Genomic DNA, 20,173 nt, shown 5'->3' with positions numbered 1-20,173 from the left:
ACCACCTTCCAGAAGGAGCCCACAGCATGGCCACCTATACCGTCCAGATGGAGCAGGTCGACTACATCGTCGGCGAGATGCACGCCATCACCCAGAAGATCAACCAGACGCTGGCCCAGCTGGAGAGCCAGGCGAAGACGCACCTCGCGGAGTGGACCAGCGACGCGCAGCAGACCTACCAGCAGGTCAAGGCGCAGTGGGACGCCGCCGCCGCCGACATGACGGCGAAGTCCGATGCCGCCGTCAGCATGCTCGGAACCATCAACGAGTTCTACGCCAACGGTGAGCGCCAAGGCGTTCAGCTCTGGGGGTAGGAACGATGGTCACACAACCCGGCATCCACGACGACCAGGGCCACACCCCGCTGCCGCCGGGGCAGAAGCCCCAGAACGACCCCGATTTCACGCCCCCGAAACCGCATCAGTACACCGGCGGCACCAACGTCGACGAGGGGCACCACACGGACCCCTGGACGTACTACTTCAGGCCGCCGGAGGTCCCGTCATCCAAGGGCGGCGGCAAGGGTACGAGCGTGGCCACACCGTCGATGGACCTGTTCGCGAAGAACATGCAGGTGCTCCAGAGCGTCACACCCGTGGCGGAGAAGTTCCTGCAGGAGGTCGACATTCGGCCCGGGTCCTTCTACCACGCCAACAAGATGCGCCTGAAGATCAACGGGGCCAACGGCGACGACGGCCTGAAGGAGTGGTACATCAAGGTCTTCCGGGACCTCGGGGTGGCACTTCTCGACCTGCACGACGGGATCGTGGAACTGAGCACCAAGTACAAGTCGATCGAGGACCTCAACTCGATCACCTCCACGGACCTGCAGAACATCATGACGAGGGTCCAGGGCGACTTCAGCAAGATGCTGGGTGACATTCCCAAACCCAGCGGCGGCGGCGCTCCGCCCCCCGCCCCGCCCGGCACGGGCGCTCCCTGACGGTAACGCGGCTCCGTGGTCACCGTCATGCACCCACAGGTCGTGGTCGGTGACCACGGACAGCCCAACGACAGGAGGATCAGGAGCTCATGGCCAACTACAACGGCGACGGATTCACCCAGGACGAGAACGGCACGGTCTTCGGCACCGTCTCGAAGGTTCCCGGTTCGGTCGACGACTACGACTCGTGGGATTGGAAGAAGATCGAGGCCGCCATCGTCGGGATGGCCGCCGGCACTAACAGCAGTTCCAACCTCGCGCACGCCAAGGCCGTCGCCGACCCCGCGTCGCTGAGCCGTGCGGCGGAGGTCTTCCACTACGTCCACAGCGTGTTGTCCCAGGTCGCGAAGAGCCTCACGGATCAGGCCAAGGCGCTCGCCGGCACCGACGGGCCCTGGAAGGGTGCCGCAGCGGAGGCCTTCACAGCCATGATGGAGACCTTCTCCAAGCAGGTCGCAGCCACCGCTGACGTCCTGTCGGGCGGTTCGCTGGGCACCCACTCGGTCTACCAGCAACTCGCGGACAATGCGCTGACCCTCCAGCACGCGCAGACCAAGATCGCGGAGATCGACCAGTGGTACGCGGAGCAGGCGCAGAAGCTGGGCACCGCGCCGGTCGACGGCCTCGTCCCGATCAGCAAGCGGCCGGAGCTGGTCGAGATGATGACCGCCGACATGCGGGTCGTGCTCAGGAACCTGGCCGGCGAGTACGCCGTCACCATCGACGACATCCGGCCGCCCGGCCCGGTCACCTCGCCGGTCAAGGAGCCTCCCAAGGACGGGACGGGCAAGGACGGCTCCGGGAAGGACGGGACGGGCAAGGACGGGACGGGCAAGGACGGCACGGGGAAGGACGGCACGGGGAAGGACGGGACGGGCGGCTCAGGATCCGGTGGCCCCAAGTTCAGCGCGGCGCCGCCCCCGCCGCCCGGCACACACGCCACCCCGAAGCCCTTCCCCAACGGCCTGGACCTCGGCGGTGCCAAAGGCGGCAAGGGCGGTTCCAAGGGGGGCAACGACGGTTCCAAGGGCGGTACCGGAGGTAAGCTTCCCCCCCTCCCCAGCCTGCACTTCCCCGGCAGCACCGAGCTCGGTACCGGTGGCTCGCTCCCGCCGTTCTCCCTGCTGCCCTTCCCAGGCAGCACCAGCCTGGGCGGCCTGCCGGGGACCCTCGGCCTGGCCGGGCTGGACCAGGCACTCAACCCGCGCGGCACCGGGTTGGGCCTGGGCAACGGGCTGACCTCCGGGGCCTCCACCTTCGGCAGGGGCGGGCTGTCCGGCGGCCTTCCGGGCAGGGTCAGCGCCGAGGGCGTGGGCAGGTTCCCCGGCCTTGGCGGACTGGTCAGCGACGTACCGGCGACCCCGGGCCGCAAACCCACCGAATCCGAGAACGAGGAGCGCCCACCGCTGGAGACGACCACGCTGGCGTCCGCCGGCCCGAACGCCGCCGCGGCGCCGGGCGCTGCCGGGATGATGGGCGGCGCGGGTATGCCGATGATGCCCGGCATGGGCGCTGGCGGCGGCCAGCAAACCCCCAACGAGCGCAGCGACGCCTCCGGCCTGCTCGACGCGGACGGCAAGCCCTGGGCAGGTCTGCCGGAGGCGGGCGACGAGGTCGGCTCGGAGCTCGGCGCGACCGCGGGCGGCGCGGTCCTCGAACTCCCGGGGGCGCAGCTCGCCACCGAACTCACCGCAGAGGAAGCGGTCGAGGCAGTGGGCACGGGCCTGGGCATCGGAGTGAGCCTGGGCATGGCCGCGGGCGCGTCGGCCGTCGCCGGCGCAGCGGGCCGGGCCGCACCTGCGGAACGCAGCGAGAGCGCCGCCTCTCCGAACACCGCCGGCGAGGTCTGGAACGAGCCCTGGACCGGCGAGTTCGACGACCTCGACGGCACCGGAGGCCGGCCCGCAGCGGTCGGCGTTCCGGCCGAGGGCCTGGACCTCACCTCGGTGAACCCCGTGCCTGTGAGTGCGCCCGAGGCCGCGCCCGTGTCGACGGAGTCCCCGCAGGCGGCACAGTCCGCACTTCCGGAGCAGCCGATCCAGCCGGAGCAGCCGGGTCCGGCGGTCGGCTCGGACGGCCGTCCGCTGCCTGCACCGGACGGGCCCGACCCCCTGGCCCCCGTACCGGCCCCGACCGGTGGCGAGGACCCCGGGTCCAGCGCGGACTGGGACGTGGCAGCGGCGTCCTTCGTCCCGTTGTTGTGGTCCGTCCCCACCGAGAACGAGCCCGAGACCGTCGTCACGGGCCGCACGAGGGAGGCGCCGAGCACCTGGGCCGCCGAGGACGGCCCCGACGCCGAATCGCTGGCACCGGACGGCCGGCAGTGGGCGACCTGGCAACCGAGCCGCGTCGACCCGACCGGCGCAGGGGTGTCCTTCGCCGGCGCCGTCTCGCTCTCCTGCGGGGAGGCTCCGCCCGGGGAGGAGAGCGAGGAGGACGACGAGCCGACCGAGCAGGAGGAGGAGGCCGAGACGACGAGCCCCGGCATCGCCGACCTGCTCGTCCAGGAGCGGGACGCCTGGGGATCCCCGACCTTCAAGGGTCCCGATGCCCTCGGCTGACGCCACGACGAACTCCACCAGCACCAGCACCGCAGCCGACCATTCCCACCCGAGGAGGGACACATGAGCTCGCCGTACGACCAGGAGATCGAGGACCTGCTGGAGCTCTACCAGCGCCAGCGCGCCGAGGCGGTCGAGACCCGACGCCGGATCAACGAGGTCACCGGGACAGCCATAGCCCCTCGACAGACCGTCAAGGCGACGGTGAACGCCCAGGGCGACGTCACAGCCATCGAGTTCCCCAGCGGCGCCTACCACCGGATGCCGCCGAAGGAGCTGTCCGAGGTCCTGCTGACCACCCTCAGGCAGGCCCGGAGCAAGGCGCTGGAGCAGGTGAGCGAGCTGACCACGCCCGCCCTGCCTCCGGGCGTCACCATCGCCGACCTGCTCCAGGGCCGGGTCGACCCGTCCGCGCTGCTGCCCGAGACCCCGGGCATGCCCGACCAGGTGCGTGACTACCTCGACCACGGCGCTCCGGCCGGCGCCGGTGTCCAGCGGCCGAGCGGCGCGGGAGGCTCCGGTGTCTGACGGTTCCTTCTCGGTGGACACCGACGGTCTCCACCTGCAGATGCCCCACCTCCAGCAGCTGGCCACGCGCTTCCTCAGTCTCCATCTGAACCTGCAGGCACGGCTGGAGGGGCTCGGGGAGTGCTGGGGCGACGATCCCGCCGGCAAGGAGTTCGTCGAGCAGTACGCCAACTCCCGTGACGGGATCATCGACGCGCTGGGCGGAATCGGCGAGGTCGTGCACAGCACGGCCGACGGTGTCACCACGATGGCCGTCAACTTCGAGCGGCTTGAGAGCGACAACGTCTTCTCCCTCCGCAATCTCGACGGCGGACCGCACATCACCGAACCGAAGGGCAGGACCGGCAAGAAGTGAGTGTCGACCTACCTCCCGAGCTGACCTGGGTTGCCCGCCTCGCAGTCGGCCAAGCCTGGCCCAAGGGCCAGGAGGACAATCTGAGGGCGCTCGGGGAGATCTGGGACGACACCGCTCACCAGCTGGCCTCCGTCTGCAACGACATCGGCCCGACGGCCAACGGGGTGCTGGCGAACCTGGGTGGCGACGTCGCCACCCAGTTCAGCTCGTTCGCCACCTCCCTGCAGTCCAATCTGCCGCAGATGTCGGAGTCGGCCGGGAAGCTGGGTGACTTCAGCCGGCACACCGCCGTCCAGGTCGAGTACGCCAAGTACATGATCATTGGTCAGCTCATCTGGCTGGCCTACGAGATCATGCAGCTCGCCGGCCCGGCCCCGGAGGCGATCCCGCCGGCGATCACCTCGGCCCGCGCGATCGTCAAGCTGATCCTCAAGCGGCTGGCGATCGGGGTCGCGACCGGCGCGGCGTTCAACCTCGGCCTGGACGCCATCATCCAGAGCATCCAGCTGCTCAAGGGTGACCGGAAGGAGTGGGACACCAAAGCCACCTTGCAGGCGCTGGAGACCGGTGCGATCGCGGGCGGGATCGGCGGGCTGTTCGCCGGTGTCGGCGGCGTCGTCGCCCCGAAGTTCGCCAGTGGCCTCGCCGGCAGGGCCCTCATCGGCGCTGCCACCGGTGTCGTCAGCACCGTCGTCATCAACGCCGCCTACGGTGGGGAGACCGACTTCCTCGGCGCGCTGACCTCCGGGCTGATCGGCGGTCTGGGTGGCGGCCGGGGCGGGGGCCTCAGGGGCGAGAAGCCCGGCGGGATCAAGGACAAGTTCGACCTGCATCTGCCGGACGTGCCGAACATGGCGCTGCCGAAGCTCCACGAACTGGGCGCGCCGCCGAAGGTCGACTTCTTCGGCGGGCCCGGCAGTCCGCCGAGCCGGACCGCCGGCGGCGGGCTCGAAGGCGGTCACGGTGCCGGCGGAAGCCACGGCGCCGAGGGCAGCCACGGCAGCGAGGCCAGCCACGGCACCGGCGCCTCCGCCCACCGTACCGAGTCCGCCTCGACGACCGGCACGACCGGCGCGGTCGGCACGGCCGGCGCCGAGGGCACCCGCCGCGCCGGCTCGTCGGCCGGCAGCGGCAGCGGCAGCGGCAGCGGCAGCGGCAGCAACGCGACCACCCCCACCACCGGGCGCACCCCCGCGACGGAGGGCCGCACGCACACGGGTGGCGATCCCGCCGCCGACACCCACGCCCCGCCCGCCACCGCCCCGCGGCCGTCCGGGCTGCCCGGCTTCGAGACCGCGCCCGGCACTGCGCCCGGCACGGGCAGGGCCCCCGGCGACAACGCGGGCATCGGGTCGACCGCCCCCGGGCGGCAGACCGCGCCCGGCCCGAACTCGCCGGGCCAGACCGCACCCGGCCAGACCGCACCGAGCACCCGCCCGCGCACCGCTTCCGACGCCGGCTCCGGCACGTCCGTCGCCGAGTCGTCCCGCCCGTCGGCGTCGCGCGTCAGCACCGAGAGCGCGGAGGGCCCCAGGGCCGCCGAGGACTCGTCGGCGAACGGCGGCTCGGCGTCCGAGCGCCCGGGCCCATCCGCGATCCGCACCTCGACCGACGCCGAACACGGCCCCGTGGCGCACGACTCCACCGCCCCTGCCACGGAGCGGCACCTCGGCTCCACCGGAGAGCCGCTTCCGTCGCACGACACGGACACGCTTCGCCAGCGGGAGCTGGACGAGCTGACCGTCGCCTCCCACCCCCTCGGTGACGGCGACCCCACCACCCCGCCCCCGCCCGGCGGCGGCACCGATCCGACGGCGCACGAGGCCCGGATGATGGGCCTGCTGGACGACCTGCCCCACCCGCCGCGCGACGACTCCCCCATCGACCTGGCCCCGGCCGTGCCCGACGCGCCGCTCCGCTCGCCGGCCGGCCCGATCAAGCAGCGCCTCGACGAGCTGAACCGGACGGCGCGCGGCGTCGGGATGACGCGCGAGGAGCGCCGCACCCTCACCCGGGCCGTCCAGGACGCCGGCAGCGAGCACGACTGGCGGACGGCCGGCCTCCGGCTGGAGGACTTCCGGCTGGAGGTCGAGCGGCGCTCGCTCGACCAGCGCTACGACAGCTTCCGTTCCCACGCGGACGGCGGGTTCGAGCGGCTGGAAGCGCTGGGTGCCTCCCGCCCCGAATGGGAGCAGCGGGTGAAGGCGGTCGAGGAGGCCCGCAACAGCGGCGACCCGGAGCTGCTGGGCAGCAGGCTGCGCGAGTACACCGCCTACGTCGAGGCCCAGGTGCCGGCGCGGGCCCTCACGGGCGACGACGCACCCCGGCCGTTCGACTCCCGCACGGAGGAGGTGCGCCGCCGGCTGGCCACCGTGCAGGACCCGCAGGAGCTGTCCCGGCTGCGCGATCGCCTGGCCGAGCTCACCGAGGAGAACGACATCCGCGAGCGGCTGGTCGCGCTCACCTCCCTCGACGGCCCCGGCAGCGAGGAGGCCGTGCTCCGCCGACGGCTGCTCGCCGCCGACAGCCCGGAGGAGGAGGCCCGGCTGAGGTCGGAACTGACGGAGCACCTCGCCACCCGCGACCTCGAACAGCAACTCGACCGACTGAAGAACGACCCCGGCACGCCCCCCGTCACGGACGAGGGCCTGCGCGAGCGGCTGGTCGCGCTCACCTCCCTCGACGGCCCGGACAGTCACGAGGCCGAACTCCGCCGGCAGCTGCTCGCCGCCGACAGTCCGGAGGAGGAGGCCCGGCTGAGGTCGGAACTGACGGAGCACCTCGCCACCCGCGACCTCGAACGGCAGCTCGACCGGCTGAAGAACGACCCGGTGACCAAGCCCGACCCGGACGCCGAGCTGCGCGCCCGCCTGGACGCCCTGACCGACCGGCCCGACGACCCGCGCGCCACCGAACTGCACCGGGAGATCGCCCAGGCCCGGACCGAGGACGAAGCCCGCCGAGCACTCGCCGAACTTGAGGAGCACCAGGACCTCCAGCAGCTCCAGCGCCGGTTCGACCGGCTCAGGCCGGGATCGGAGTCGACGCCCGAGCCGGACGCCGGGCTGCGCGCGCGCCTGGACGCGCTCATCGACCGCCCCGACGACCCCCGAGCCGGCGAACTGCGCCGGCAGGCGCTCGACGCCACCACCCCCGCCGAGAGCCGGCGCGCACTCGACCTGCTCGCCGAACACCGGCGGCAGCAGGAGGCGGACCGTCAGGACAGGATCGGCGCCGACCAGCGCGAGCTCGACTCGCTGAACGAACGGTTCACCGCCGAGCTGGCCGCCGGCGAGTGGGACGCCGCCACCGGGACCTCCGCCCGGATCGCGGAGGTGCAGCAGCAGCTGACGCGGCATCAGACATTGGACGAGCGGACGCGCGGCCTGCGCGAGGAGTGGAGCCGGCCGCTGGAGCGGCCCGAGGACACCGACCGCCTGAACCGGATCACCAACGGCGCGCTGCCACCGACCGACGGGCGCCCGGGCGGCGCCGACGCCGAGCACCCGGCCCCGAGGAACGTGGACGAGCTGCTCGGCTCGTTGCCGGACGTCGGCGAGAGCCCGGCACCTCACCAGGTGAAGCCCTCGAAGCCCGAGCAGCCCTCACATCCCCCGCACGAGCCGAGCCCCCGAAGCTCGGACGACGGCTCCCCGACCCGGAACTCGGACGAAGTCTCGCTGCCCGGCGACCGTGGCGCACCGACGGTGGGCGGGCCCCGGAGCCGGCGTGCCCCCGGTACCGAGCAGGCCCAGTTGCAGGCGGAACGTCAGCGGGCGCAGCGCGACGGATCCGAGAGCGACACGGACAGCGACACCAGCAGCCACACCGAGACCGAGGCCGACCCCATCGCCCTGCGGTCCGACCTCGACGGCTCCGCGATCCCCACCACCGCGGACCTGGACGCGATGCTCGCGCCCCGGCCCGCCGATCAGGCCGCGCCGGCACCTGCCGCCGTCCGGCGGCCGGACCTGCCCACCACCGTGCACGAGCCGACCCGGTCCCCCGTACCGGAGCCCACGCACGTACCGGAATCGACACCCGTACCGGAGCCGACGCACGTACCGGCCCCGGAGCCCACCCGGGACGAGAGCGGCACCGCGCAGCGGGAGGCCGAACCGAAGCAGGAACAGGAGCAGGAGCGCCGCGTCCTGCCCCCGATCACCCCGGACCAGTGGCAGGACCGCCGCGACTCCGCGCCCGCGGTAACCCGCGACAGCGAACGCTTCCTGCCCTCCCGCGAGAAGTTCACCTGGCAGCCGGGCCTCCTGGCCGGCCGCATGGTCTACATCCACAACACCGTCCGCCGGATCCAGGCGGACGACGGCCGCTGGATCCGCCTGATCTCCTTCCACCTCCCGGTCCGCTACGGACCGGGAGTAACGGACGAACAACTCACAGGCTTCCAAAGCCGAATGCGCGAACTGCTCGACCAGCACCTCAACACCGGCCTGCGCCTCCCCCGCTCCGGCGACCAACTGCACGTCGAGCTCACATTCACCCACGCCCCACAACACGCCCAGGCGATCGAACTCACCGGCCCCCACGAGCCCCGGACCGCAACTCCGCCACGAGCCGACCAACACCACCTCGATCTCGCCCACAGCGACGCCGACCTACTGCACGAACTCCTGCACTACGCCGGTCTCGTCGACGAATACCACGACCACGACACACCCCGCAGCACCACCCGTCCCGACACCAACAGCCTCATGGCACGCACCGACCAACTGCCCGACCTCACCCTCTCCGACCGCCACCTCGCCGACATCGAGCGAATCAGCGAGGACGGCACACCACTGCGCGACCACCCCCTGCCCACAACCGACCACCCACCACTCCGGACCACCGCCCCCGACCGACTGCCACCGAACGAACCGCTCACCCACCCCGCCGCCCAAGCCCCGCCCGGACGGCGGACCCCCGGCGACAACTTCACCGTGCCACGGCTACAGCACACCTACACGGTCGGCGACGACGACGAGGAGGGAATGTCGCGCTCCGGGAGCGACGACGAGGAGATGACCAGCTCGTCCAGCGGGCAGCAAGCGCACGTCGCGCTCCCGATCGACGCCATGGCCAACCTCGGTCTGCAGGACGTGTCGACCGACCACGGCTACCTCACCTTCGTCGAACGGAGCACGAGGGAAGGCCGTCAGCTGGCCTTCGTCGTCAACACCATGGCCGGCCACCATCAGGTGGACGAGATCCCCGGGGTGATCAGGGGTCTGTTGGACGGGCTCGATGAGCGCTTCCGCGACCGCCTGGTGATCGTGATCGGACTCAACGCCAGGCAGGCCGAGGCGCACCTGCTCGACGCGGCGATGGCGGAAGCTCAGCGGTTGATCGACGCGCAGGATTTCGGCCCGACGTTTCGCCGTCTGATGCCCGAGGTGGTACTGGTGCGCCAGACCCCCTTCAACGGCGCGTTCCCGTTCGGGACCATGCGCAACGAGCTGCTGGACAGTGAGGAGCACACACAGGCGGTCCGCAGGTTCATCAGCACCGGCCGCCACCCCTACGTCTCGATCCAGGACTTCGACACCGGCCCGCGGACCGTGCCGGACGGCCGGCACGTCTTCGAGTACTTCGAGCAGCTCATCGGCGAACATCGCGATTCCATGGACATGGACATGGACCTCGACTCGCCCGGCAGGTACGACAACGAGGAGTTCGACGAGGATTCCGACCGGCTCGTCGGCACCGACGAGCGGCAGTCCACGGTGGAACGGCCGCTGATGATGACCGGTGGCTACCGGGTTCCCGGCATATCGGAGGGGGAGCATCGTGCGCGTCTGATCAGGGACATCACGACCCGGTTCGAGGCGGAGAAGCGGGCCGTGGCCAAACAGAAGGCCGACGCGGCGAGGCTCGCGGCGGAGAAGGCGGCCGACCCGGACAACGGCGACACCCCCGTGGCCAAACGCGCAGCGAAGAAGAAGGCCGACCCGGGCAAGAAGCTCGAGGCGTTCCTCGCGAAGACACCGCGTGAACTGACGGACCCCCGGGAGTCCGAGGAGTTCATCAACGAGTTCATGGAGGCCGTCGACGACGACATGCTGGCCCGGGAGACTCAGGCCCGGTTCCATCGGCAGCTGCCGTACGCCCCGGAACCCAACCTGTTCATCGACGGCGCCGCCGTACTTCCGCACCAGGGCAGTCGCCCGCTGCCCCGGTTCGGCTTGGCCGGCGCCGAGTTCCAAGCGCTGGGGCAAGGACTGAACCGGCTCAACGCCTGGGAGTTGAACCGTCACCACGCTCCCACCCGGGAGAGGCTGCTACCGGAGGCCGAGGTTCCCCGCACCAACGTGTGGAACGCGAACCGCGGTGTGCGTCCCGACCGTGGACAGGACGAGCTGAGCTCGGAGGTCAGGGCCGAGGCGGAGAACGAGCGGCTGGCGTTGCGCGGCACCGCCTTCCGCACGGTCCCCCGTGACGGCGCGATAGTCACCGACCTGTCCCGCCTCGCCTACGACTTCCTCAAGGGGAAGAAGGGAAAGCGAGCACTGACTCAGGGTCATCGCGGGCTGACCACGGTGAAGGGCCGGCTCTTCAGCAACGACGCGCCCAAGGCGAACGCCAGGGGAGCCCTGCGCAGTGTCAGGCTCGCGAACCACCGCGACAACTATCAGCCCAGGAATCCGGTCGACTACCTGAGCTTCGAGCACCGCCGACCGAACCACGAGCTGACGAGGCCGACCGTCCTGCCGCCCGAGGTTGCCCGCGAGCTCGGATCCCTTCGGCACAACGTCCTCGCGGACGGCGTCTCGGTGCCCATGGCCGCGCCTTTCGAGGACATCGCAGTCGGCATCTCGCCCGAGCACCGGACGCTGGTGGCACAGGCGCTGGCGCGGAACACACGGGTGATCCACGTGGGCCGCCAGTTCGAGTACCTGCTGTTCGGGCCGATACAGCTCGCCGACGAGGTTCGCGAGCGGCACCTTGCCGCAATCGGCAGGCTGGGTGGCTCCCGTCCTGCGGAGGCCGCCGGAATCCCGCGGGAGGGCGACTACCTCTATCACGTTGTCCTTGAGGCACTGCACCGCACGGAGGCCTCCCCGGCCCGGCGTTCCGGTGAGGCTCCCGAGGCGCTTCGTCAGCAGGCCGGGCAGCTCCACGCGGAGAACAAGAAGCTCATCAAGCAGGCCGTCGCCGCCCGGGGAGAGGCCGCAGCGTTCCGCAGGCCGGCCAGAGAAGCCGAGGCCAGGCGTGACGCCGCCGCGGCCGAACACAAGGACGCCAAGGTCCGCGCGAAGAAGGCGGCGCAGAACAAGGACGAGGTCGCACGTAGGAGCGCCGAAGCGGACGCCACGAAGGCCGAGACCGAACGTAAGGCGGCCGAAGTGGAACGCAGGAAGGCCGAGGCCGCGCGCAAGAAGCTCGAAGCCCAGGCACTCCGCACGGAGGACCTGGCGTACGACAACGCGACCGAAGCCCTCCGCAGGGAGGCCCAGGCCCTCCGGAGCGAGGCCGAGGCCCTCCGCACGGGGGACGAAGCCGCCCGCAAGGCGAGCCACGCGCTCCGGAAGGAGGCCGAGGCACTGCGGACGGACGTACTCCGCTGGGTACTGCGTCCGAAGAACCTTGAGGTGGTCACCAGGGAGGTCTCAAGGGACACGGTGGACCTCCCCGCCCTGCTCAACCTGCTCGGCACCGGCGCACCCTGGAGGGGCGAGGTCGGAGACCTGGCCGCCCGGTTCGTGGCCTCGGCTCGAAACCGGGTGATCAACGTCGAGCAGGAGGGCCGGCTGCCACGTCGGATCGTCCCCTTCGCTGCAAGCCGACCCGACAGCCTTGAGCGCATCGACGTGCGGCTTCAGCGCGACCCGGACGGGATTCGCCCGGACCTTCCGGTCATCGGGGAACTCCCGCCGGTCGGCGGTGAGCTGTCTCCCGGGCGCCACCCCCGGACCGGTGTCTGGAACATCCCCGACGACGGCGACTGCCTCTACCATGCCGTCAATGCCGCGAGGTTCGATCAGCGGCCCTCCGCCCTGACAGCCTGGGGCCTGCGCCGGCAGGTGCTCGAATGGATGCAGCGACCCGAGAACCGCGAGCGCGTGGACGAGCTGGCCTACAACAACGCCACGCATGCCGACACCCTGCGCTCCCTGGTGGGGACCCCCAGGGACTGGGCCGGCCAGGAGGGGGATGTGGCGATGACGCTGATCGCCTCCACCCTGGGGATCGCGATCACCATCCATCAGGACCACGTCCCGCCACAGCGAATGGTGCCCATCGGCGGGGCAGCCGACGGCATGCCGGAGATCCATCTGCTGCATACCCGGGGCAACCACTACGAGGTCCACCCGATCCACCGGATTACCCCTCCCGCTCCTCTCGGGGACGCACCGCCCATCTCGAAGCGTCCTCGGGACGGCGACGACCCCGGCACCGACCCCGACGGTGACCGGTCCCACCAGAGGGTTCGGCGAGACCGCACTCCGAATGCCCCTGCTCCCGGCACCTCCCCCGCCATCGCCGCGGACGGCATCGCCGTACGGGAGCCGGCCCGGCGGGTGCCGCAGCCGGCCGGAGCGGACTGGCGCCACCGACTCGATCAGGCACCCGCCGCCACCGTGCACACCGAGCAGTTCGACCCCGCCCGACACCCGCTCACCGACCGCGCCCCCGGCGCACTCGCGGGCACCCAGGCCCTGATCCGCTCCGAAGTCCGACGTGTCCAGGCCGCCAACGGCACCTGGGTACGCCACCACACACTCTCGCTCCCCGTCCGCCTCACCGACGGCGTCCCCACCACGGCCGAACTCACCACCGTCCAAAGCCGCATCCAGCAGGCCGTGGACGAGCACCTCAACACCGGCCTGGCCCTGCCCCGATCAGGCGACCAGTTCCACCTGGACGTGAAACTGCTGCCCAGCAACGGCCACCCCGAAGAGATCACGATCACGCGCCACGACCACCTCGTCGACGCCGACCAACGCACCTGGAACCTGCCCACCGACCCCACCCACGACACCGCCCACCTGCCCATCGTCGTGCACGAGCTCCTGCACTACCTCGGACTCAAGGACGAGTACGCCGGCAACACCCTCTTCCGGCACACCGACACCCACTCCGTCGTACGCCGCAGGGGCGATGACCTGGTCCTGGTCACCGAGCCGCGCAACACCGTCCACCGCCAGGGCCTGATGGCGGACACCCGCGCCTTCGGCGAACTCCCCGCCCACTACCTGGACGTCATCGAGAGCACCGTCGACCACACCGCCGTCCTCCGCGACCACCCGAACACCGCCCCCGACCCGACCCCGACCGCTCGGCCCACCGCGCTGACCGAGACACCGGCCCCGGAGCCCATCCAGGACGAGAGCGGCACCGCCCAGCGGGAGCCCGAGCAGGAGCAGGAGCGCCGTGTCCTGCCTCCGATCACCCCGGACCAGTGGCAGCAACGTCGCGACTCCGCACCGGCGGCAGCGCGCAACACCGAGCGGTTCCGGCCCTCCCGCGAGACCTTCGCCTGGCAGCCCGGCCTCCTGGCCGGCCGCATGGTCTACATCCGCAACACCGCCCGCCGGATCCAGGCGGACGACGGCCGCTGGGTACGCCTGATCTCCTTCCACCTGCCGGTCCGCTACGGACCGGGGGTGACGGACCAGCACCTCGCGGGCTTCCAGACCCGGATGCGCCAACTTCTCGACCAACACCTGAACGTCGGCCTGCTCCTCCCCCGCTCCGGCGACCAACTCCACATCGAGCTGACGTTCACCCACGCCCCCCACCACGCCCAGGCGATCGACCTCACCGGCCCACACGGCCCCCGCACCGCGGCTCCGCAGCGAGCCGACCAACACCACCTCGATCTCGCCCACAGCGATGCCGACCTGCTGCACGAGCTCATGCACTACGCCGGTCTGGTCGACGAGTACCACGACCACGACACACCCCACAACCGTCCCCGACCCGGCGCCGACGGCCTGATGGCCCGCACCCACCACCAACCCGACCTCACCCTGTCCGACCGTCATCTCGACGAGATCGAGCGGATCAGCGAGGACGGCACACCCCTACGCGACCACCCGCTACCCACGACCGACCACCCACCACTCCCACCCACCGGCATCGACAAGCTGCCACCGGACGAGCCGCTCACCCACCCCGCCGCCCAGGCCCCCAGGCCGGGCGAGAGAATCGACGATGGGGACGAGGAGATGACCGACGCCACGGAGGGTCTCGAACCGGCGCCGGACCTGTCCACCGACCACGGCTACCTCACCTTCGTCGAACGGAGCACGAGGGAGGGCCGCCCGCTGGCCTTCGTCGTCAACACCATGGCCGGCCACCGCCAGGTGCACCAGATCCCCGAGGTGATCAGCAGCCTGCTGGCGGGGCTGGATGACGGCTTCCGCGGCCGGGTGGTGGTCGTGATCGGTATCAACGCCCCGGGAGCCGAGGCAGGCCTGCTCCCCGCGGCGATGCAGCGCGCGCGGCAGCTGATCGATTCGGAGGACCTCCGCGCACGGATGGGACCCATGATGCCCGAGGTGGTGCTGGTTCAGCAGACCCCCTTCAACGGCACGTTCCCGTTCGGGGCCATGCGAAACGAGCTGCTGAACAGTCCGCAGCACGCTCAAGCGGTCCACTACTTCATCGACGCCCAGCACCACCCCTATGTCGCGATCCAGGACTTCGACACCGGCCCGCGGACCGTGCCGGACGGTCGGCACGTCTTCGAGTACTTCGAGCAGCTCATCGACGAGCAGCACGACTCGATGGAGATCGAACCGCGCGGCGACCACAGCGAGGTGTTCGACGACACCCACCACTACATCGACACCGGCGAGCCGCAGTCCCTGGTCGAACGGCCGCTGATGATGACGGGCGGCTACCGCGTGCCCGGCCATGCCGAAGGAGCGCAACGCGAGCGCCTGATCAGGGATATCACCGACCGGTTCGAGGCAGAGAAGCTGGCCGTGGCCGAGCGGAGGTCGGACCCCACCAAGAAGGCCCCCACCGAACGGCTCGTGAAGTTCCTGGCGACGAAGCCGGTCGAACTGACGAACCCCAACGAGGCCGTGAGGTTCCTGGACGAGTTCCAGGCGGCCGTCGCCGACGACATGCTGGCGCGGGAAGGCCAATCGGCGTCCCATCCACAGCTGCCGTACGCCCCCGAACCCAACCTGTTCATCGACGGCGCCGCCGTGCTTCGTCACCAGGGCAGTCGCCCGCTGCCCCGGTTCGGCCCGGCCGGAGCCGAGTTCGAAGGGCTGGGGCGCGGGTTGAACCGGTTGAACGCCTGGGAGTTGCACCGTCGCCACGCTTCCACCTGGGGCGAGCTGCCACCGACGGTCGACATGCCCCGTACCAGTGAGTCGCACGAGGTCCCCGGTGTGCGCCCTCAGCGTGGACAGGATGAACTGAGCGCGCAGGTGAAGGCCGACGCCGAGAACGGCCGACTGCCGTTCCGCGGTACTGCCTTCCGCAACGCCCCCCGCGACGGCGCGGTGGCCACCGACCTATCCCGCCTCGCCTACGACTTCCTCAAGAGCAACAAGGGAAAGCGTGTCCTGCGTCAGAGCCATCGCGCGCTGAACACGGTGCAGGGCCGGCTGTTCAGTAATGACGCACCCGGGATCAACGCCAGGGGTGCGAAACTCGGGGTCAGGCTGGCCGCCCACCGTGACAGCTACCAGCGCAGGAATCCTGTCGACTACCTGACCCTGGAGCACCGCCGGCCGAACCACGCGCTGAGGATGCCGAACATCCTGCCGCCGGACATCGCCCGGCAGCTCGGATCCCTTCCGCACAACACGCTCGCGGACGGCGTCTCGGTGCGCATGGCCGCGCCCTTCGAGGACATCGCGGCCGGCATCTCGCCCGACCACCGGCCGCTGGTCGCCCAGGCGCTGGCGCGAAACTCACCGGTGATCCAGATGGGCCGCCGCTTCGAGTACCTGCTGTTCGGGCCGATCCAGCTCGCCGACGAGGTTCGGGAACGTCACCTGGCCGCCGCCAGGGCGTTGGGCGGCTTCCACCACGCGGAACCTGCCGGGATTCCCCCGGAGGGCGACTACCTCTATCACGCCTTCCTTGAGGCACGGCGCCGAACGGAGAGCTCCCCCATGCGGGTCGGCGGGGATCCCGAGGTGTTTCGCCAGCGGATCGGGCAGCTCCGCGCCGAGGTCACGGACCTCATCAAGGAGGCCGTCGCCGCCCGCCGAGAAGCCGAGCGGCTCTACTGGAAGGCCAGGAAGGCCGAGGCCGAACGCGACAGGGCAGAGGCCGAAGGCACGGCTGCCAAAGAGCGCGCGAAGACTGCGTCAGAGAACAACGACGAGGTCACCCGCAGGACTGCCGACGCAGAACGCGAGAAGGCCGAGGCAGAACGCACGAAGGCCGAGGCACAGCGTAAGAGGGCGGACGCAGCGCGCAAGAAGCCCGACCGCGCGGCATTCGCCATGGAGGAGAAGGCGTTCAACAAGGCGACCGAAATCCTCCGAAACGAGGCCCAGTCCCTCCGGAGCGAGGCATCGACGGCCCACACGGCGGACGAAGCCGCCCTCAAGGAGCGCCACGCAGTCCGGAAGGAGGCCGAGGCACTCAGGACGGACGTACTCCGCTGGGTGCTGCGTCCGAAGATCCTGGAGCTGGTGACCAAGGAGCTCTCGCGGGACGACGTGGACCTCCCCGCCCTGCTCAACCTGCTCGGCACCGGCGCACCCTGGAGGGGCGAGGTCGGGGACCTGGCCGCCCGGTTCGTGGCCTCGACGCGAAACGTGGTGATCAACGTCGAGCAGGAGGGCCGGCCGCCCCGTCGGATTCTCCCCTTCGACGGCAGCGGACGTGGCAAGCCCACGGAGATCAATCTGCGGCTTCGGCCGGACCTGGGCGAGCCCCTCCCGGACCGCCCGGCCGAACACCCTCAGCCCGGCCCGGCCACCGGTCACTGGTCCATTCCCCCGGACGGCAACTGCCTCTACCACGCCGTCAACGTCGCGCGGTTCAATCAGCCCCCCTCCTCCGGTGCAGCCCTGAGGCTGCGTCGGCATGTGTTCGACTGGATGCAGCAGAACAGCGGCCCTGTGCATCAGCTGGCCCTCGACAACGGCGAGCAGGTCGCGGATCTGTTCCGCCTGGTCGAGACCCTCGGCGACTGGGCCGGGCACGAAGGGGATCTGGCAGTCACGCTGGTGGCCTCCGCCCTCGGCATCGTGATCAACATCCATCAGGACGGCACCCCTGTGCAGCAGATGGTGCCCCTCAACCAGGCACCCGGCGGCCTGCCGCAGATCGACCTGGTGCTGAGCGGTAACCACTACGAAGTCCGCCCCGGGAGCGGCCCGACGCACCCCTGGAACAGCCCCAACGCCCCCTCCCACACCACCGGAATCTCCCACACCACCGGCGAAGACCACACCCCCGTACGGGAGCCGGCCCGGCGGGTGCCGCAGCCGGCCGGAGCGGACTGGCGCCGCCGGCTCGATACGGCACCGGCCGCCACCGTGCACACCGAGCAGTTCGACCCGGCCCGGCACCCGTTCACCGACCGCGCCCCCGGCACGCTGGCGGGCACCCAGGCCCTGATCCGCTCCGAAGTCCGACGTGTCCAGGCCGCCAACGGCACCTGGGTACGCCACCACACACTCTCGCTCCCCGTCCGCCTCACCGACGGCGTCCCCACGACGGCCGAACTCACCGCCGTCCAAGGCCGCATCCAGCAGGCCGTGGACGAGCACCTCAACACCGGCCTGGCCCTGCCCCGGTCGGGCGACCAGTTCCACCTGGACGTGAAACTGCTGCCCAGCAACGGCCACCCCGAAGAGATCACGATCACGCGCCACGACCACCTCGTCGACGCCGACCAACGCACCTGGAACCTGCCCGTCGACCCGGCCCACGACACCGCCCACCTGCCCATCGTCGTGCACGAGCTCCTGCACTACCTCGGACTCAAGGACGAGTACGCCGGCAACACCCTCTTCCGGCACACCGACACCCACCTCGTGGTGCGCCGCAGGGGCGATGACCTGGTCCTGGTCACCGAGCCGCGCAACACCGTCCACCGCCAGGGCCTGATGGCGGACACCCGCACCTTCGGCGAACTCCCCGCCCACTACCTGGACGTCATCGAGAGCACCGTCGACCACACCACCGTCCTCCGCGACCACCCGAACACCGCCCCCGACCCGACCCCGACCGCTCGGCCCACCACGGTGACCGAGACACCGGCCCCGGAGCCGAGCCGGTGGCCGACACCCCGGGTCCTGCACGTCAGGAGCAAGACCGCCGTAGGAGAAGGCCAGGCCGAAGCCGTCCACGCACAGATCGAGACCGGGCTCGGCACCGCTTCACCGCTCACGCGTCGCTGGACGGATCCGGCGCTACGGCCGGCGATCATCCACGTCATCGACGAGTGGATCAACACACGCGCGCCGCAGAACCCGCCCGCGGACGGGACCGGTCGGCCGACGGACGCCCCGGACGCCATGACCCGCTGGTACGACAATGAGCAGGACGCCGCCTCGGCGGTCCTCGACCGGGTGAAGTCCCTGCCGATGATCGAGGTCGAGAGGAGTCTCGCCGCGCATGTCCGCGGGGACGAGCTGATCCGCGCCCGGATGGAGAACTTCGTCCGTACGGACCTCGCCACCTGGCTCCAGCAGCACGAGCAGCAGACCGTGGGACTGCGCGCTCAGCTCGCCCGTCGCCCCGCCGACGTTCCCCCGCAGGACAGGCAGCGCCTCTACCTGCCCTACGTCGACTTCAACGAGACGGTCGCGAACGTCCTCGCCGACCCCGAGGGGAAGTCCTTCGCCACCCTCGTCGCGGCCGTTCACGACGTGGCCGAGCTCATGTACAAGGAGGAGGCGCTGCGGTCGCACGTCAACGTGTCCGATCAGGAATTCGAGGGCTACGTACTCCCGGGGGCCCCGGACGACGTCGCGGAGGCGCACCTCCCGGGCTGGACCTTCCTGGACCAGCACCTCGACACCAGCTCCTTCGTGCCCGCACTGAGCCGGGAACCCGTCCAGTCGCGCGGCCCGGGAGAGCCCTTCCGCGGGAAGGAGAACACCCCCAACCAGCAGAACCCGCACGTGCGGACCGCCGGCCGGCTCGGCTACCCCGTGTCCCTCGGACCGTCGCGGACCACCGGCAAGCTGATCAGGCTCGCGCACACCGCGAATGCCGACGTGGCCACCAAGAAGACCCTGGCCTACGCCCTGTTCGCGTTCTGGTACACCGACTACCGCCGGGACATCACGGACATCCACCGCTTCCACTTCGTGATGGACATGGCGCGGAACTTCGGCGTCCCCTACGACCCGCTGTCCCGCCCCACCCATCCGCTCAGCGGCGAACCCGGCTACCACGAGGACGGCGCCTACGGGCAGCTGATCGAGGCCGCCCTGGAGAGGTACCGCAACGACGCCGCCCAACGTGCTGCCGCCTACGTCCGTCCCGAGCCGGTCGCCGTACCGGAACCCGCCCCCGCCCCTGCGGGCGCATCCGCACCCGCCGTGGCCGCACTGCCCGACTGGGCCGCCGACAACGCCGACGCCGTGACCCTCCTGGGGCTGCTCGACGCAAGGGCGAAGGCCAAGGTCCGCGACGCAACGCACGACCTCGCCCAGATGCTCGGAATGACCCAGGAGCGGTATCGAGCCGCATTCGACATCCTGACAGCCGGGAACAAGAAGGCCCTCGCCCGCTGGGAGGAGCCACCCCTCGGCGGCGGTCTGGTGATCACCAACCCTGGGAAGGCGGCCCACAAGAAGCACCGCCCCTGACCACCACACCTGATCACCCCGCCGGCCCGGGCCGGGCGCG

Annotated in this window: 6 protein-coding genes; all 6 read left to right on the top strand. The window is 71.0% G+C overall.

The features are described from left to right. Positions 1-26: 26 nt before the first annotated feature. Positions 27-314, top strand: coding sequence for a WXG100 family type VII secretion target (locus tag ACIBH3_RS06735; protein WP_396310814.1), 288 nt, complete (start codon positions 27-29; stop codon positions 312-314). Positions 315-319: 5 nt separating this feature from the next. Continuing rightward, positions 320-943, top strand: a complete 624-nt coding sequence (locus ACIBH3_RS06730; RefSeq protein WP_396310813.1) for a hypothetical protein — start codon at positions 320-322, stop codon at positions 941-943. Between the two features lie 89 nt (positions 944-1,032). Beyond that, positions 1,033-3,504, top strand: coding sequence for a hypothetical protein (locus ACIBH3_RS06725; RefSeq protein ID WP_396310812.1), 2,472 nt, complete (start codon positions 1,033-1,035; stop codon positions 3,502-3,504). Between the two features lie 63 nt (positions 3,505-3,567). Beyond that, the gene (locus ACIBH3_RS06720) at positions 3,568-4,032 is read left to right on the top strand and encodes a YbaB/EbfC family nucleoid-associated protein (RefSeq protein ID WP_396310811.1); all 465 of its coding nucleotides are present in this window, start codon (positions 3,568-3,570) and stop codon (positions 4,030-4,032) included. Continuing rightward, positions 4,025-4,387, top strand: a complete 363-nt coding sequence (locus ACIBH3_RS06715) for a WXG100 family type VII secretion target (protein ID WP_396310810.1) — start codon at positions 4,025-4,027, stop codon at positions 4,385-4,387. The genes ACIBH3_RS06720 and ACIBH3_RS06715 overlap by 8 nt, the downstream gene beginning before the upstream one ends. Beyond that, on the top strand, positions 4,384-20,133 hold the full coding sequence (locus tag ACIBH3_RS06710) for a hypothetical protein (protein WP_396310809.1): 15,750 nt from the start codon (positions 4,384-4,386) through the stop codon (positions 20,131-20,133). Before ACIBH3_RS06715 ends, ACIBH3_RS06710 begins: the two co-directional genes overlap by 4 nt. Positions 20,134-20,173: the final 40 nt, after the last annotated feature.

Origin of the sequence: Kitasatospora sp. NPDC050543 (assembly GCF_044457565.1) — a bacterium.
Lineage (GTDB): Bacteria > Actinomycetota > Actinomycetes > Streptomycetales > Streptomycetaceae > Kitasatospora.
Note: the sequence above shows the minus strand (reverse complement) of the source record. Positions and strands in the feature narration are given on the sequence as shown.

Excerpts from the sequence above, each read along its gene's own strand:
- ACIBH3_RS06720 (WP_396310811.1), top strand. The coding sequence starts at position 3,568 with ATGAGCTCGCCGTACGACCAGGAGATCGAGGACCTGCTGGAGCTCTAC.
- ACIBH3_RS06730 (WP_396310813.1), top strand. The coding sequence starts at position 320 with ATGGTCACACAACCCGGCATCCACGACGACCAGGGCCACACCCCGCTG.
- ACIBH3_RS06735 (WP_396310814.1), top strand. The coding sequence starts at position 27 with ATGGCCACCTATACCGTCCAGATGGAGCAGGTCGACTACATCGTCGGC.
- ACIBH3_RS06725 (WP_396310812.1), top strand. The coding sequence starts at position 1,033 with ATGGCCAACTACAACGGCGACGGATTCACCCAGGACGAGAACGGCACG.